16 protein-coding genes are annotated in these 16,734 nt (G+C 30.0%); 14 read left to right on the top strand and 2 right to left on the bottom strand.

What is annotated here, in order from left to right; translation table 11 throughout:
- Positions 1–6 precede the first annotated feature (6 nt).
- The 5 genes from nusB to BT0_RS00505 all read left to right on the top strand — a co-directional run bounded on the left by nusB (position 7) and on the right by BT0_RS00505 (position 5,282).
- On the top strand, positions 7–441 hold the full coding sequence (nusB, locus tag BT0_RS00525) for a transcription antitermination factor NusB (RefSeq protein ID WP_041178409.1): 435 nt from the start codon (positions 7–9) through the stop codon (positions 439–441).
- Positions 428–2,080, top strand: a complete 1,653-nt coding sequence (locus BT0_RS00520) for a tetratricopeptide repeat protein (RefSeq protein ID WP_011772066.1) — start codon at positions 428–430, stop codon at positions 2,078–2,080. The genes nusB and BT0_RS00520 overlap by 14 nt, the downstream gene beginning before the upstream one ends.
- Positions 2,081–2,084: 4 nt before the next feature.
- The gene (gene map, locus BT0_RS00515; RefSeq protein ID WP_011772065.1) at positions 2,085–2,837 is read left to right on the top strand and encodes a type I methionyl aminopeptidase; all 753 of its coding nucleotides are present in this window, start codon (positions 2,085–2,087) and stop codon (positions 2,835–2,837) included.
- A gap of 58 nt (positions 2,838–2,895) precedes the next feature.
- A complete protein-coding gene (locus tag BT0_RS00510) occupies positions 2,896–4,338 on the top strand; it encodes a trypsin-like peptidase domain-containing protein (RefSeq protein WP_041178408.1) in 1,443 nt (480 codons plus the stop codon).
- Positions 4,339–4,691: 353 nt separating this feature from the next.
- Positions 4,692–5,282, top strand: a complete 591-nt coding sequence (locus tag BT0_RS00505) for a phosphoribosyltransferase (protein ID WP_011772063.1) — start codon at positions 4,692–4,694, stop codon at positions 5,280–5,282.
- On the opposite strand, the gene BT0_RS00500 is transcribed toward BT0_RS00505, so the two are convergent.
- Positions 5,279–5,857: a hypothetical protein gene (locus BT0_RS00500; protein ID WP_011772062.1), complete on the bottom strand. Its 579-nt coding sequence runs from the start codon at positions 5,855–5,857 to the stop codon at positions 5,279–5,281. The two genes, BT0_RS00505 and BT0_RS00500, sit on opposite strands and share 4 nt — an antisense overlap.
- A gap of 23 nt (positions 5,858–5,880) precedes the next feature.
- A complete protein-coding gene (gene asnS, locus BT0_RS00495; protein ID WP_011772061.1) occupies positions 5,881–7,266 on the bottom strand; it encodes an asparagine--tRNA ligase in 1,386 nt (461 codons plus the stop codon).
- Between the two features lie 142 nt (positions 7,267–7,408).
- On the opposite strand from asnS, the gene murI reads away from it, so the two are divergent.
- The 9 genes from murI to BT0_RS00450 all read left to right on the top strand — a co-directional run bounded on the left by murI (position 7,409) and on the right by BT0_RS00450 (position 16,730).
- Complete coding sequence (gene murI, locus BT0_RS00490; protein ID WP_011772060.1) at positions 7,409–8,173, top strand: glutamate racemase; 765 nt, start codon at positions 7,409–7,411, stop codon at positions 8,171–8,173.
- Complete coding sequence (gene rsgA / locus BT0_RS00485; RefSeq protein WP_011772059.1) at positions 8,170–9,111, top strand: ribosome small subunit-dependent GTPase A; 942 nt, start codon at positions 8,170–8,172, stop codon at positions 9,109–9,111. Before murI ends, rsgA begins: the two co-directional genes overlap by 4 nt.
- Entirely contained in the window at positions 9,083–11,419 is a 2,337-nt protein-coding gene (locus BT0_RS00480; protein WP_041178407.1) for an endonuclease MutS2, read from the top strand. The genes rsgA and BT0_RS00480 overlap by 29 nt, the downstream gene beginning before the upstream one ends.
- Entirely contained in the window at positions 11,420–11,815 is a 396-nt protein-coding gene (locus tag BT0_RS00475) for a hypothetical protein (protein ID WP_011772057.1), read from the top strand.
- A 110-nt stretch (positions 11,816–11,925) separates the two neighbouring features.
- Positions 11,926–12,522, top strand: coding sequence for a V-type ATP synthase subunit E (locus BT0_RS00470; RefSeq protein WP_011772056.1), 597 nt, complete (start codon positions 11,926–11,928; stop codon positions 12,520–12,522).
- 10 nt (positions 12,523–12,532) lie between these two features.
- Positions 12,533–13,078: a DUF2764 family protein gene (locus BT0_RS00465; protein WP_011772055.1), complete on the top strand. Its 546-nt coding sequence runs from the start codon at positions 12,533–12,535 to the stop codon at positions 13,076–13,078.
- Positions 13,079–13,089: 11 nt separating this feature from the next.
- Entirely contained in the window at positions 13,090–14,820 is a 1,731-nt protein-coding gene (locus tag BT0_RS00460; RefSeq protein ID WP_011772054.1) for a V-type ATP synthase subunit A, read from the top strand.
- Between the two features lie 9 nt (positions 14,821–14,829).
- On the top strand, positions 14,830–16,131 hold the full coding sequence (locus BT0_RS00455; RefSeq protein WP_011772053.1) for a V-type ATP synthase subunit B: 1,302 nt from the start codon (positions 14,830–14,832) through the stop codon (positions 16,129–16,131).
- Between the two features lie 2 nt (positions 16,132–16,133).
- Positions 16,134–16,730 (top strand): V-type ATP synthase subunit D, encoded by a 597-nt coding sequence (locus BT0_RS00450; RefSeq protein ID WP_041178553.1) that lies wholly within the window; start codon positions 16,134–16,136, stop codon positions 16,728–16,730.
- The last annotated feature ends 4 nt before the right edge of the window (positions 16,731–16,734 follow it).

The raw sequence follows: 16,734 nt of genomic DNA, 5'->3' as shown, positions 1-16,734 counted from the left end.
TTGGTTATGGACTTGAGACACAAGGCTAGAGTATTAGCTTTTCAAAAAATTTACAGTATTGATATTAATTGTAAGGCAAAAGATAATATTTATGATATTTTTAATCTTGAAGATCATGGATTGGAGTTAGAAGAAAATTTAAAATTATTTTATTCTGTTTTGGTTAATGGTACTTATGATAATTTAGAATTTATTGACAAATTGATTAGTGATATTTCTCTTAATTGGCGTTTAGACCGTATGGATAAGGTTGATCTTGCCATATTGAGAATGAGTGTATATTCACTTAAGTTTCAAAATTTAGATGTTCCCAAGAGAGTCATAATAGATGAGGCTATTTTAATTGCCAAGAAGTATGGTAGTAAAAATTCTTATAAATTTGTTAATGGGATACTTGATGCTTTATTGAAAAATATGGAGAGCTCATTTGAAAGCAAATAAAGTGTTATTATTTTTTATTTTATTTTTAGTCCTTTTTATATCAATTTTTGTTTATTTGAGCTTGAATCCATACGTTTTATATATGTTAAAGGGCGAACTAGATTTTAATGAGATTCTTGTAGAAGTTGATGGTTATCTTTTAAATGAAAATTTAGAGAGTGCTGAGAATGCAATAAGATTTTATTCTTATTATGCTGATACTGAATACAAGTGGCTTTCTCTTATTAAAAGGGCAAAGCTTTATTCTGTTAAAATTAAACATTATTTATTGATGAGGGACATTTTGGACTTAAGTGTTAAAAGTTTGCCGGGAAATTTAAAGCTTAGGGCGCTTGAAGTATATTCAAAACTTAAGGTAGGAGCTGTTTTAGAGGCTTATGATATTGCAAAGCAGTATCTTTTAGGATATAAGGAATATAAGCATTTGTATGATGAGGCTTTTATTAAAAGTTTAATTTTAAGCTATGATGTAAAAGATATTAAAAGCTTTTTAATCAAAATGGAACGTGAAAGAGATGCTCTTGCTTTTGAGACTATAGGTTTAAATCTTCAGAATAATGCATTTTTAATTGATGCAATGCTTTTGTATATAGAGAAAAAGGATTTAGATTCTGCTAAGAGAATACTTTTGAAAATAAAGGAAGATAAGGATTTTTCCAAAGAGCTTGCCTATATTTCTTACGGTCTTGATAATTTGGATTTTACTATTGCAAATCTTAAGCTTAATAATAGTAATGAACCAAGTTTGATGTTTTTGCTAGCAGACGCCTATTTGAAGAAGGGTGATATTAACAATGCTAAGATTGAATATTTAAAACTTTATACCGATTTTCCTGATTATAGTATGATGGTATATCTTGGTCTGGCATTTATTGCTAAGAAGGAGAATGATTTAAAGCGTGCTATTGCTTATTTAAATAAGGCTAATGAAAATTTTAAAGAAAATGAAATGGTGAATTATTATTTGGCTAATATTTATTTTGAAGCCAATGATTATTTTAATGCAAATGAGATTGCAAAAAAGTATAGAGATAGTCCTTTATTTTTTAAACTTTACTTTGTGTTGAATTATGCAAATTTAAAGTATGAGGCTAAAAAGTCTTTTTTATGGCGTTTATTTTATAGATCAAATTATAGTACTGATATTGCTCAGCTTTTGGCTTGGAATTTGCTTCTTTATTCTGATCTAAAAGATTTAGATTTATTTTTTAAGATTTATGATTCTGTTGATGAAGTTCAAGATTGGTATTATTTCTATAAATTTTATTATTTTTTTCTTAAAAAGGACTTAAGTGTTGCGGAAAAGATAATTATTGAGAATCAGGTGGGCAAATATTTATATGGTTTTTATTATAATCTTGGGGTTTTAAAATTGTATCAAAAAAATTATAAAGAATCTGAAGAATATTTTAGTAAGACAGTTTCTCTTTTGCCTTTCACTCTTGATGATAAGAGTAAAATTACTTTAAGAGAACGTGAAGATGTGGCAAAAGTGTATTTAAAGCGTGGAATTAATTATCTTTATTTAGGTGAATTTGAAAAGGGACGAGAAGCTATTTTAACTTCTAATTTTTTTTATGAAACTAATGAAGGTAAACTTTATATGAATATGATAGAAATACTTAAAGAGAGGAATTAATTATTTGAAATTAAGATTAAAATCTAGAGCAGAGATTGAGAAAATTAGGGCATCTGCAAGACTTTTGGCCCAGACTTTTTTAGAAATTGAGAAAAATATTGTTCCTGGAATTAACACCAAGACGCTTGATTTGATTGCTAGTGATTTTATTACTAAGAATGGGGCTAAATCTGCTTTTAAGGGATATGCTGGATTTAAGGGAACTATTTGTGCTTCTATAAATGAAGAAGTTATTCATGGAATTCCTGGAACAAGAGAACTTAAAGATGGCGATGTTATTAGTATTGATTGTGGAGTTATTTTAGATGGGTTTTATAGTGATATGGCTAAGACTTTTAAGGTGGGTAAAGTAAGCCCTAGGGTCAATAAATTATTAGAAGTTACAGAGGCTGCTCTTTATAGAGGAATTGATGAAATGAAGGCTGGTAATCGAGTTTTAGATATCTCAAAAGCTATAGAAAATTATATTAAACCATTTGGTTTTGGAATTGTTAGGGATTATACAGGACATGGTGTTGGTTTTGCTTTGCATGAAGAACCAAGTGTTCCAAATTATTATGAGCCTTTTTTTAAAAATGTTAGAATTCAGGAAGGTATGGTTTTAGCAATTGAACCGATGGTAAATTTAGGGGGACATAAAGTTTCTGTTAAGAATGATGATTGGACAGTGTTTGCATCTGATTTTAGTTGTTCTGCTCATTTTGAACATACTGTTGCTGTTGTTGATGGTTTGCCTTTGATTTTGAGTAAGATTTGATAGATATTAATTAAGTGTTATTTAAAAGATTTGGTTTTATATTATGGAGGTGTATAAAATGAAGAAAAATTTTATTTCCGTATTTTTAGCAAGCTTTTTAGCTTTAACTATTGGATTTTTTGTTGGAATACATTATTTAGGATCTGATAAAAATACTATTGTTTTTGCACAGGAGAAAGGTGATGCTGGCGAGTCTCTTCAGGATTCTTTTAGAAAGGTATCTAAAAAGATTTTACCATCCACTGTGGAAATTTATGCTACTGGAATAGTTAAAACACGTGATCTTTTCCATTTATTCTTCTTTTTTGATATTCCAGGTTTGAACCTTGAAAAAAAGGCGCAATGGGGTGGTTCTGGAGTAATTATTGGAAGAGATTCTAAGAAAACAAATTTATTTTATGCTCTTACAAATAGTCATGTTGTAGATAATGCGATTGAATTTGAAGTTGGAACTTATGACAATAAAACTTATAAAGCAAAACTAGTAGGTAAGGATGATAAAAAAGATATTGCACTTGTTAGTTTTGAGGCTAATGATGCAGCTATTGAAATAGCTGAGCTTGGTGATAGTGATATGCTTGAGATAGGGGATTGGGTTATAGCTGTTGGGAGTCCCCATAACTTTAGTTTTTCAGTTACAGCAGGTATTATAAGTGGTCTTCATCGTTCAGTTAATCCTAATTTGAAAGCACGAAATTCATTTATTCAAACAGATGCAGCTATTAATCGTGGTAATTCTGGGGGACCCCTTGTAAATATTAAGGGAGAAGTTATTGGGATCAATACTTGGATATCGGCTTCTCCTTCTGGGGGTAATCTTGGACTTGGTTTTGCTGTTCCTATTAATAACGCTAAAAGTATTTTCGATGTTTTGATGAGTGGTAAGAAGAGTGAATCGGCTTGGATGGGAGTTGATTTGCATCGTTTAAGAAGTAAGGACCCAGAACTTCTTAAAAGCTTAGGTTATGAGGATAATTTTGAATCATTAGCAATTATTGCGGGTGTTTATGATGGTACATCTGCTTTTAGAGCAGGGCTTAAAGCAGGTGATGTAATTAGCAAGATCAATGATGTTTCAATGAATTTTTTCTACGATGTTAAGCAGTATATTAATGATTTTTATGCAAAAGAGAAGATTAAAGTTGAAATTTTAAGAGGAAAAGAGAAAAAGAATGTTGAAATAGAACTTGATGTTAAGCCCAAAATCAGTAATGAAAAGGAATATATCTCAGAGCTAAAATTGATGCCAGGTTTTACTGTTTATCCTTTAACTAAGGAGGTTAGAACTCAACTTGGTTTAAGAAATTGGACTAATGGAGTTGTGGTAGATAGTGTTGATCCAACTTTAGGTACAAATCCTAAAATTTCAACAGGAGATATCATTATGGTTGTTAATTCAAAAAGTATTAAAAGCTTAAGGGATTTTTATGATGCTGTTGAACATGGGAAGAATACTTATACTGTTTTAAGAGATGGTCAAACTTTTAAAGTCTCTTTTTAGTAATACACTTTATTTTTAGTTTAGGCTTAAAGAATGGATATCTTTAAGCCTATTTAGAGCTTAGAGTTGTTAATTTTGTCTTATTAAAAATTTCTCAATTTTAATAAGACAAAATCTATGTGATGAGGTTAGTGTTTTAAATGGAAGTGATTCTAACTAAGAATTTATGTTTAAATGTTTTAGGAAAAGATGTATTGTTTATATTAATGAGTTTTGTTTTTAATTATATATGAGTAATATGAATTGTTTTGTAATGTTGATCGCTTGCAAGAGTAGCAAATATATTGATTTTAATAAAAATGGTCAAATTTTAGATAAATCTTAATTTTTATGCGTTTTGGGGTGTTATATTAATGAAAAAATTTGTTTCTTATGAAGAGATAAGAATAAATGGTCTTAAGCTTGCTTATAAAATTTATAAAAATGGATTTATTCCTGATATTATGTATGTTTCTTTAAGAGGAGGGGCTTATCTTGGTAATATTATTAGTGAATTCTTTAAATTTATTAAGCTAGAAAAACCTCTTCTTTATGCTGCTGTTGTTGCAAGATCATATGATATTTCAAATAAGCAAAAAAAAATAATGATAGATGGATGGACTTATGATCCAAAATATTTAAGAGCAGGGGATAATGTTTTATTTGTTGATGATATTTTTGATACTGGCCGTACAATTATTCATTTGCGAGAAGAAGTTCTAAAGAGAGGAATAGATAGTCAAAATGTTAAAATTGCTGTTTATGATTATAAGGAGCGTGGATATGTGGATTATAAGCCCGATTATTATGTTAATAAATATTCAAGTGAAGATGAGTTAAACACTTGGATACATTACAGTAATCATGAATTAATAGGCTTATCAGAAGATGAATATAAGTTAAGTTTTTTAAATTTAGATGATGAACTGAATGATATTTTAAAATTTTTGTCGAGCAAACTTTAGTTTTGCTCGACTTTGATATATTCCAGTTCACTATACCCTATGACGTGTAATGCTTTTGTTATTTCTCCTAAATAATCTTCTAAGATTGGACCAATTAAAGCAAAATTATTTTCTATTTGTGTATTTATTTTATTTAGTGCTTTTATTTTTTTAAATCTATCTTTCGTATGAGTTGAATAAACTTTGATGTTATACCATATATTTTTCTTTGATTTGGATGTTTGTATGTTGTTTTTGTCTTGAGGATAATATATTTTGTTAGATTTTCTTATTTTTACGATATTGTTTATGGGTTTTTGTACGTCTTGCTTTTTATTAGTTTTATCAATTTGTAGATTTGTATCTTTTTTTTTTATAATGTTATGATGATAGTCTTCTTTTTTGTGTGGATAGTTTATTTTATTGGATTTGTTAATCCTGGGCTTTTCTTTACTGTATTGATAATTTGATTTTTTACCTGTAATTTCTTTTTCTACATTTGAAAATATTTTTAAATTATTTTCAAATTTTTCATTTGAAAATAACATCAATGCTGATAACGTTAATGTTATTTGACATAAAATTTTTATTTTCAATTGTTTCCTCCTAAAACTTTTTATTAGAAATAAAGAGTTTTAGGAGTCCTTGGAAATGGTATGACATCTCTAATATTGGCCATTCCTGTTATATATTGTATTAATCTCTCAAGTCCAAGTCCAAATCCAGAATGAGGAGTTGATCCAAATCTCCTTAAGTCTAAGTACCAATTAAGAGTTTCTATTTCTAAATTTAGCTCTTTTATTCTTTTATTCAACTTATCCAAATTATCTTCTCTTTCACTGCCCCCAATTATTTCTCCGATGCGTGGAACTAAAATATCCATTCCTTTAACAGTTTTGCCGTCTTCATTCATCTTCATGTAAAATGCTTTAAATTCTTTTGGATAATCAATAACTATGGCAGGTTTTTTGATAATTTCTTCTGTTAAATACCTTTCATGTTCTGTTTGTAAATCCATTCCCCAGTAAGGTTTTATTTCAAATGTTTTTGTTGCATTTTCAAGTTGTTTAATTGCTTGGGTATATGTAATAACTTCAAAGTTAGAGTTTATTACATCTTCAATTTTTTTGATTAAGCCTTTTTCAATGAAATTATCAAAAAATTCTATATCTTGATTACAATTATTTAAAGTCTCTTTTAAAATGTACTTAAGAAAATTTTCTGCTAAATTGATATTGTCTTCAAGTGTAAAGAATGCCATTTCAGGTTCAATCATCCAAAATTCTGAGGCATGGCGTGTTGTGTTAGAGTTTTCTGCTCTAAATGTCGGTCCAAATGTATATATTTTTGATAAAGCCATTGCATAAGCTTCGCCGTGCAGTTGTCCAGTTACTGTAAGGAATGCTTGTTTGCCAAAGAAATCATCTTTAAAGTCAACTTCTTTTCCGTTTGTGATGTTATTAAAATCTAAGGTAGATACACGAAATATTTCACCGGCCCCCTCGCCGTCATTTGATGTAATAATTGGGGTATGTATGTATAAAAATCCATTTTTTTGAAAATATTCATGAATTTTATAAGAAATTTGATTTCTAATTCTGGCCACAGCCCCAAATGTGTTAGTACGAATTCTTAAATGAGGGATTTCTCTTAAAAATTCAAAGGTGTGCCTTTTCTTTTGTAAAAGATATGTTTCTTGATCCGCTTCTCCAATTATATTAAAATTTGTTGTTTTGATTTCATAGGTTTGTCCTTTTGCTGGGCTTAAGATTAAAATTCCGGTTAATGATATACTGGCACCTGTTGTGAGCTTTTTTAATTCTTTTTTTTCAAATTGATGATCTTCTTCATTAATGATCGCTTGAATTCCTTTAATATTTGAGCCGTCATTAATTTCTACAAATGAGATTTTACCATTACTGCGTTTTGTACGAATCCATCCTTTCACTGTGATTATACTATCTAGTATAGGATTATTTAAAATTTCTTTGATGCTCTTATGCATATTTGCCCCTTCTATAATTTGGTATTAATAATAATTATAATTTAAACTATGATAAGTTTGAAAGTTTGTTAGGTTGTAAATATTATCAATTGTCATTGAAAGAGAATAAATTAATTTTTATACTTAGATTTAAGTAAGACTTATGAGCAATTTAAAGAATGTTATAGTTATTTTTGATTCGGGTGTTGGTGGACTTTCTTATTTTGAGTATATAAGCAAAAGGTTTGTTAAGAGAAATTATGTCTATGTTGCAGATAACAAAAACTTTCCTTATGGTGAGAAGAGTTCAGACTTTCTTTTAAAAGAGATTTTAGAACTAATTTTGAAATTGGAACAAATGTATAATGTTGCTGCAATTGTTATTGCTTGTAATACAGCTTCTATTAGTGTATATGACAAATTAAATTTTAGTTTTCCTGTAATATATACTTTGCCTTCAGTTTGTTTAGTAGAAGAGCTTGCATATAAAAGGGTTATTTTAGTTGCGACACATGCTACCATTAATAGTAAATTTATTCAAAGAGAAAAAGATTGTCATTGGGATTTAATTTTAAAACCCGCAAGTGAGCTTGTGAATTTTGTAGAATATGGAGATAGATTTAAGGAAGATGCACTTAAATATTTAAATTTCTTAAAATTAGAGGTTAAAGCTAGTAGGCGGGATATGGTTTTTTTAGGATGTACACATTATTTGCACATTAAAGATATGATTGAAAATTTTTTAGGAATTCCTGTTTATGAGAATCGTGAACTTGTGACTAATGAGCTTATTAAAGAATTAAAGAGCATTGAGAGTCGTGATGATTGTTTTACACGTTATTTTTATTTAACACAAGATGAAAATTTGTATTTCTATAAGAATTTTTGTAAAAAATATGGTTTGCATTTTAAAGGAATAATCAATTGAATGACCTTAGATTTGAGATTCTCTGGGGTGTGAATAATATTTATTCTATTGTTAATGTTAATACCAATGAAATTTATGAAGGAGTTATTAAGGGGAAAGTTTTAAATACCCAGGATAAAGAATATAGTCCTTTGGTTCCTGGCGATTTTGTTTGTGGAGATATTTATGATGAGGGCAAGGTATATATTAAAGAAAGACTTAAACGAAAAAGTGTTCTTTGGCGTTATAATAAAAAGGCTGCTCTTAGGCAAGTTATTGTTTCAAATATAGATAATGTTTTAATTGTTAGTTCTGCTAATCTTCCTGAGATTAAAAATTCATTTATTGATAGGGCATTAGTAGTTGCTGAGGAACAAGGGATTACTCCTATTATTTTGATAAATAAGATTGATGAGGGCATAAGCACTAAAGTTGATACTCTAATTAAAATTTATGAAAATTTAGGTTATAGGGTTATTAAAACCTCTGCTATCACTTTGCAGGGAATTGAAGAAATAAAGGAAATTATTAAGAATTCAAGAGCTTCTTTTGTCGGGCAGTCTGGTGTTGGAAAATCTTCACTTATAAATGAGGTGGATTTAAATGCAGCGCAGGCTATAAATGAAATATCTTATAAATATTCACGAGGTAGACATACTACAGTTTATGCTATGGCTTTTCATTCTGATAATGGAGTGGTAATTGATACTCCTGGAATAAAGGAATTTGGCATTGAAAGCTTAGAACCTCTTAAGCTTAGATATTATTTTAGAGAATTTAAAGATTTAAATGATTTTTGTAGATTTAATTCTTGTTTGCATGCAAATGAGCCAAATTGTTTTATAATGAATCAAATTGGATTTAGAATTTCAGAAGTTAGATACAATAGTTATCTAAAGATTATAAATGAGCTTAAGAGATATAAGAGTTATGCAAGAGAAATATTTGGAAAAAATTGATTTTTATCAAATATTATCTTCAGTTGCTTCTTACGTAGCTATTTCAGATACGCTTAACCTTTTAGGTGAGCAACAAATATTGAAAACCGAGGAAGAAATTAATCGAGTATGTTGTTTTGTTAAATTGATCAAAAATCTTATTGAAGTTTATGACGAATATCCAAATTCTTGTCTTGAGAGTATAAGTGATTCTATTATTTTACTTCTTAAAGAAAAATCAAGAATTTCTATTGAGGAGATTAAGAATATTATTTTTTTTCTAAGAGAAGTTTTAAGAATAATGCTTTTTTTAGATAGAAATGAATTTAAGATTCAAGATGAAGTTGAAATTTTAAAAGAATTATTATTTGTAGATCCAAGTTTAAAGCATTTATTAGAGACTTTATGTAAGTATATTGATCTTGATGAACTTAAAATCAAACGAGGTGTTGTCAAAAATTATGATGAGATTGATTTTGAAATTAGAAATTTAGATAAAAAAATTGAAAAACAGCTCAAGCAGATAATAAGCTTAAATTCGCAATATTTAACCTCTACGCTTATTTATTATAAATCAGGCAAATATACTATTGCACTTAAATCTAGTTTTAAAAATAAAATCAAGGGTAATATTATATCTATTTCATCATCTGGTGAAACATTTTATATTGAACCAAATGATATAGTGAGTGAGAATAACAGATTAGGGTTTTTAGGTTTTGAAAAAACGCGTATAGTTTTAAAAATTCTGCAAGAACTCTCAGATGAGATTCGCAGACATATTGTTCTTTTAAAATCTCTTTATAATAAATTTTTATATTATGATTCTCTAAAGGCCAGAGCAATTTATGGAATAAGAAATCAAGGAGTATTTCCTAGATTTGATAGTAATATTAATATTATCAATGCTCGTCATCCTTTAATACAGCATGCAAAATCTATAAATTTTTGTCCTTTAAACAATAAAGTTGTAGTTATTACAGGTCCTAATGCTGGTGGTAAAACGGCAACTTTGAAAACCGTTGCTCTTTTGAGCGCTATGTTCCAATTTGGAATTCCTGTTCCAGTTGATGAGTCTAGTACTTTTAAGATTTTTGATAATATTTTAGTTGATATTGGAGATGATCAATCAATTGCAAATTCACTCTCAACTTTTTCAAGTCATATGAATAATATTGCTTATATTTTAAAGTATGCAACAAGAGATAGCCTGTTAATATTTGATGAATTTTGTTCAGGTACTGATATTGAACAAGGACAAGCATTAGCTGTAGCTGTTCTTGAGCATTTAATTAATATTAATTCTTGTGTTATTATTTCAACTCATTACAATGCTCTTAAATATTTTGCATACACCCATGAATTTGTTGTTAATGCTTCTATGCAGATGGATTTAGACAAAATGGAACCTAATTATAATTTAATGTTTTCTGTTCCAGGTGAAAGCTTTGCTTTTAGTGTTGCAAGTAAGTCTTCTATTGATGCTAATATAGTACTTAGAGCGAAAGAGATTCATTCATCTAATAAGACGGGAGTTAATGAAATATTGGAAAGACTTACAAAAAAGGAGCAGGAAATTCATTTACTTGAAGAGGAATTAAAAGATAAGCTTAAGCTTATTGAACTTAAGGAAATCGAGATTAATAATATTCGGAATAATATTATTTTGAAAGAAAAAGATTTGGAAGAGAGATTGATAAATGAGCAGAAAGAATTTTTAAAAAATTCAAGGAAAATTTTAGAAAATTTAGTTAGAGAGATAAAAGAGGGCAGTGTTTGTACTACTAAAAATAAGGAATTTATATCTAATATTACGGATAATATAATTACCAAAACTACTAAAATTAGATTGCTTAATCAAGAGATTGCCACTAAGATTGAATTTAGAGTGGGTGATAAGGTTAGAGTTGCTGGGTCAAATGCTTCAGGAGAAATAATAGGTGTTACTAAAAAAGGGTTTATTGTAAATACTGGTGTTTTTAAGATTACGGTTTCATCTTCTAATTTAGAGAAAATATTGGATGATAAGAAGTCCAAAAATGATCGTGATAAAAATTTTAGTTTTTCTTTTGAGAATCAAGATGATGAATTGAGTCTAACTGTTGATATTAGGGGGATGAGAGTGGTTGAGGCTATAGACTTTTTAAACAGGAAAATAGATAATATGTTACTGAGAAATGTTTGTAAATTTGAGATTATTCATGGCAAAGGAGAAGGTCTTCTTATGGAAGGAGTACATGCATTCTTAAGAGATGTAAAATTTGTTAAAAAATATTATTTTGCTCATCCAAGTGATGGAGGAGTTGGAAAAACAATAGTAGAATTTTAAATGGGTATATCAAGGTTTGAGGAATTTGAGAATGCATTGTTTAAGATTTGTCTTGATGTTGATTGTGTTCTTGAAGATGAATTTGGTAATTCTTATAAAGTGCATCCAAGTAGGCTCTCTAGAGGGAAGGCAGCTAATGGACTTTTGGATGGGCTTTTTCGTGTTACTACTTCTTTTACCCTTGGATATGGTTCTAAATTTGGAAGAGGGTATTTAGTCATTATTGAAATAATAACTCTTGATATGGTTGATATAGAATTTAGTAACAGGGTTATAGAAAGGGGTATTAAGGTTTTTGGTGAAAAGCTTAAAGAAAGATTTCCAGGAAAAAAACTTTTTATAGTTCATGATATTAATGTTTATAAAATTATAGGAGATTTTTTTAGTGGTGTATAATTCTCAATAATTTGGCTTTTAATAATTGAAAATTTATTGTTATACTTTTTATTGAAAGATTTGTTTATTAAGTATTTTGAGTTATTTTTTTTGTATATTAAGGAGTTTTAGTGCAGTTTGAAGTTAAAGATCTGATAAATAAAATTAAAAAAGATGGACTTGAGGAAGCTGAAAAATTAGCAAACGAGATTATTCTTAATGCAAAGAGGGATGCTGAGGCTATTGTTTTAAAAGCTGAGAGTGATGCTAAGGACTTAAAAATGCAAGCTGAAGCGGAAGCTAATGAGTATAAAAGATATTCTCTTGAGGCATCTCGCCAAGCAGTCAGGGATTTGATTATTGGTACTGAAAAAAATATTAAATCTCTTTTTAAGACTGCTTTGAAGGATTCTGTCTCTAGAGTTTATGATGATAATTTTTTGAGGGACCTTATTATTAAGGTTGTAGATATTTGGAGTAAGAACGATAAGATAGATATAATGCTTAATGAATCTGATTTTTCTAATTTATTATCTGTTTTAAGAGCAAAGATAGGAAATAGGCTTGATGATGCAATTGAGATTAAACCTTTTAAAGGCATAAGTAAAGGTTTTACAATTCAACAAAGAGATGGAAATTTGTATTATGATTTTACATCAGAAACCGTTGCTGATATTCTTTTTGAATATTTAAATCCAAGGTTTAAAGAAGTTATAAAGTTGATTTAGGAGATGTAGTATGTTAAGTCCATATTACTATGTTATGTCATCATTACCTTATCTTGATTTAAAAATTGGTAAAGGGGGGAGTATATCAGGTTTTTTTGATAACATTGAGATTGCTTTAAGCAGGGAAGATTTTCTTTGTCTAAAGGATTTGTCAGAATCTAGATTTGCTAGGGGGAATTTGAAGGTAATTGATCAATTTCTTGAATTTGAAGAAATGATGAGATATACTTTGGCAACTATTAGAGCTGAGAAGTTAGGATTTTCAAGGGATGTGTATTTAGAATCTTCTTATTTTTCTAGTTATTATTTAGGAATTTTAAAACCTCTTTGTCTTAAGGAAAATCCTTTTGAGGTAGAATTGGGACTTGATATGTTAAAGTGGCAGTTTTTAACAGAACTTGAAGTGGGAAATGATTTTAACTTTGAAAAATTGGTAATTTATTTGTTAAAGTTAATGTTAGTTTCAAGAAGAAGTCTCTTTATAGAAGAGATAGGCGAGAAGAATTTTGATGATATTTGTCAAAAATTAAGTATGCAAATGAGTAAAAATTTTTAAAGGGAATTTGAATGGAAGCTAGAGGAAAAGTAGTGGGGGTTATTGGAAATTTGGTTACTATTGAGATAGTTGGTACAGTTTCCATGAATGAGATTGTTTTTATTAAAACCGGTGGACGCAGTTTAAAAGCTGAGATAATTCGTATTAGAGATGGGGAAGTTGATGCTCAAGTGTTTGAAATGACTAAGGGAATTGCCGTTGGAGATGATATTGAGTTTACGGATAAGCTTTTAACTGTTGAACTTGGTCCTGGTCTTTTAAGTCAGGTGTATGATGGTCTTCAAAATCCATTGTCAGAACTTGCTGCTCAATGTGGTTTTTTTTTGGAGAGAGGCTTGTACTTAAGTGCACTTGATAGGAGTAAGAAATGGAGTTTTAATGCAACTGCAAAGGTTGGGGATATTGTTGTTGCAGGAGATTATCTTGGATTCGTTGTTGAAGGTACAATTAAGCATAAAATTATGGTTCCATTTTATAGAAAAGATTCTTACAAAATTGTGGAGATCGTTAGTGATGGCAATTATACTGTAGATGATAAAATTGCTGTTATTGAAAATGATGCTGGGGGTAGGCATGTCATCACTATGTCATTTCATTGGCCTGTTAAAGTTCCAATTACCAGTTATAAAGATAGACTTATTCCTAGTGAGCCTATGGTAACTCAAACAAGAATAATAGATACATTCTTCCCGGTTGCAAAGGGTGGTACATTTTGTATTCCTGGGCCTTTTGGTGCTGGAAAAACAGTCCTTCAACAAGTTACAAGTCGTAATGCTGATGTTGATGTTGTAATTATTGCTGCTTGTGGTGAGCGGGCAGGTGAAGTAGTAGAAACCCTTAAAGAATTTCCTGAGCTTATAGATCCAAGAACAGGTAAATCATTAATGGATAGAACATGTATTATTTGTAATACCTCTTCTATGCCAGTTGCTGCTCGTGAAGCATCAGTGTATACAGCTATTACTATTGGTGAATATTATAGGCAAATGGGTCTTGATATACTTTTACTGGCAGATTCAACTTCAAGATGGGCTCAGGCTATGAGAGAGATGTCAGGGCGTCTTGAGGAAATACCAGGGGAAGAGGCATTTCCTGCTTATCTTGAATCTGTTATTGCATCGTTTTATGAAAGGGCAGGTATTGTTGTTTTAAATGATGGTAATGTTGGTTCTGTAACTGTGGGTGGTTCTGTAAGTCCTGCAGGAGGTAATTTTGAAGAACCAGTAACTCAGGCAACTTTAAAGGTTGTAGGAGCTTTTCATGGTCTTACAAGAGAGAGATCAGATGCTAGAAAATTTCCAGCCATTAATCCTCTTGAGTCGTGGAGTAAGTATAGAGGGGTTGTTGAATCTGAAAAGACAGGATATGCGAGGTCTTTTTTGGCAAAAGGGAATGAGATAAATCAGATGATGAAAGTTGTTGGTGAGGAAGGTATAAGTATTGGTGACTTTTTAGTTTATTTGAAATCTGAGCTTTTAGATGCATGTTATTTGCAACAAAATTCGTTCGATAGTGTTGATACTGCTGTAAGTCCTGAGCGTCAAAATTATATGTTTGATATACTTTACGATATTTTACAATCGGATTTTAAATTTGAGAATAAATTGGAAGCAAGAAGTTTTGTAAATGAACTAAGGCAAAATATTTTGGATATGAATCTTAATCCCTTTAAGGAAGAAAAGTTTAATAAATTAGAAAATACTTTAAAGGATTTAGTACGTTCTAAGAAGTTGGATTTTTGAGGTGCATAAATGAAGAGAGTATATAGCAAGATAGAATCTATTGTTGGAAATGTAATAACTGTGATGGCACAAAATGTTAAATATGGAGAACTTGCCATTGTTAGGTCAAAAGATTCAAGTTCGTTAGCAGAGGTTATTAAGTTGGATAGAGATAAAGTTTCTCTTCAGGTTTATAACGGAACTATAGGTATTTCAACTGCAGATGAAGTTAAGTTTTTAGGTCATCCAATGCAAGTGACATTTTCTGAGAATTTGCTTGGTAGAATTTTTGATGGAGCTGGTAATCCAAAAGATGGAGGACCGCGTCTTGAGGATGATTTGATTGAAATTGGCGGGCCATCAGCTAATCCTGCAAAGCGTATTGTTCCAAGGAACATGATCAGAACAGGAATTCCAATGATAGATGTTTTTAATACTCTTGTTGAGTCTCAAAAATTACCAATATTTTCTGTATCCGGTGAACCTTATAATGAACTTCTTATAAGAATAGCTCTTCAGGCGGAAGTTGATTTAATTATTCTTGGGGGAATGGGACTTAAGAATGATGATTATTTGACATTTAAAGATTATCTTGAAAAGGGTGGTGCTTTAAGTAGGACAATCTTTTTTGTAAATACAGCTAATGATCCTGTTGTTGAGTCTTTAACAGTCCCTGATATTTCTCTTGCTGTTGCCGAGAAATTTGCATTGCAAGGAAAAAAGGTTTTGGTACTTTTGACTGATATGACCAATTTTGCAGATGCTATGAAAGAAATTGCTATTACTATGGAGCAAGTTCCATCTAATAGAGGTTATCCTGGTGATTTATATTCTCAGCTTGCATCTAGATATGAGAAAGCTATTGATTTTGAAGGGGCAGGTTCAATTACTATACTTGCAGTTACTACAATGCCTGGAGATGATATTACTCATCCAGTTCCTGATAATACGGGTTATATTACTGAAGGGCAATATTATTTAAAGGGAGGCAGAATCGAACCTTTTGGTTCTCTTTCAAGACTTAAGCAAATGGTTAACGGGAAAACAAGAGATGATCATAGAACGATTATGGATGCAATGATTAAGCTTTATGCATCTTCAAAGGAATCTATAGAGAAAAAAGCTATGGGATTTAATATGACAGAGTGGGATGAGAAGCTTATTAAGTACAGTGGTATGTTTGAAAGTAAGCTGATGGACTTATCTGTTAATATTCCTTTGGAGGAGGCCTTAGATTTGGGGTGGGAAATTCTCTTTAGTTGTTTTGAACCTAAAGAAACTGGAATTAGAACAGAACTTGTAGAGAAATATTGGCCTCAAAAAAAGGATTAGCAATGCCTAAAGTTAAATTAACTAAGAATGAGCTTAAAAAACAAAAAGATAGCCTTAAAATGCTTGGTAGATATTTGCCTACCCTGCAGCTTAAGAAACAACAACTTTATTTAGAAATTAGAAAAGTTGAAGCTCTTAAAAGAGCTCGGAAGCTTGAGCAAGATAGGCTTAAGAGAGATATTAAATCTTGGATTGCTTTATTTGGTGAAAAATTTACTTTTCAAGATTGGATTCAAATTAAAAGGGTAGTAAGGAGTTTTGCAAATATTGCAGGCATCAATATTCCTGTATTTGACTTTGTTGAATATGAAGATATTAAACATGACCTTTTATTGACTCCTTATTGGGTAGATAGGGGAATAGAGGTTATTAAGAGTATGATTCAGATAAATGCAGAGCTTGAGGTTTTAGATGATCAGATTAGGTTATTGGAATCCGAACTTAATACTACTTCTCAAAGGGTAAATTTATTTGAAAAAGTTATGATACCTGCTGCAAAAATTAATATAAAAAAGATTAATATTTATCTTGGTGATCAGCAAACAGCAGCTGTTGTAAGAGGTAAAATGGCTAAAGCTAGCTTGATTAAAAATAGATAGGGAT

This window comes from Borrelia turicatae 91E135, from assembly GCF_000012085.2.
GTDB lineage: Bacteria > Spirochaetota > Spirochaetia > Borreliales > Borreliaceae > Borrelia > Borrelia turicatae.
The sequence above is the reverse complement of the archived record's forward strand: the minus strand, read 5'-3'. Positions and strand labels throughout refer to the sequence as shown.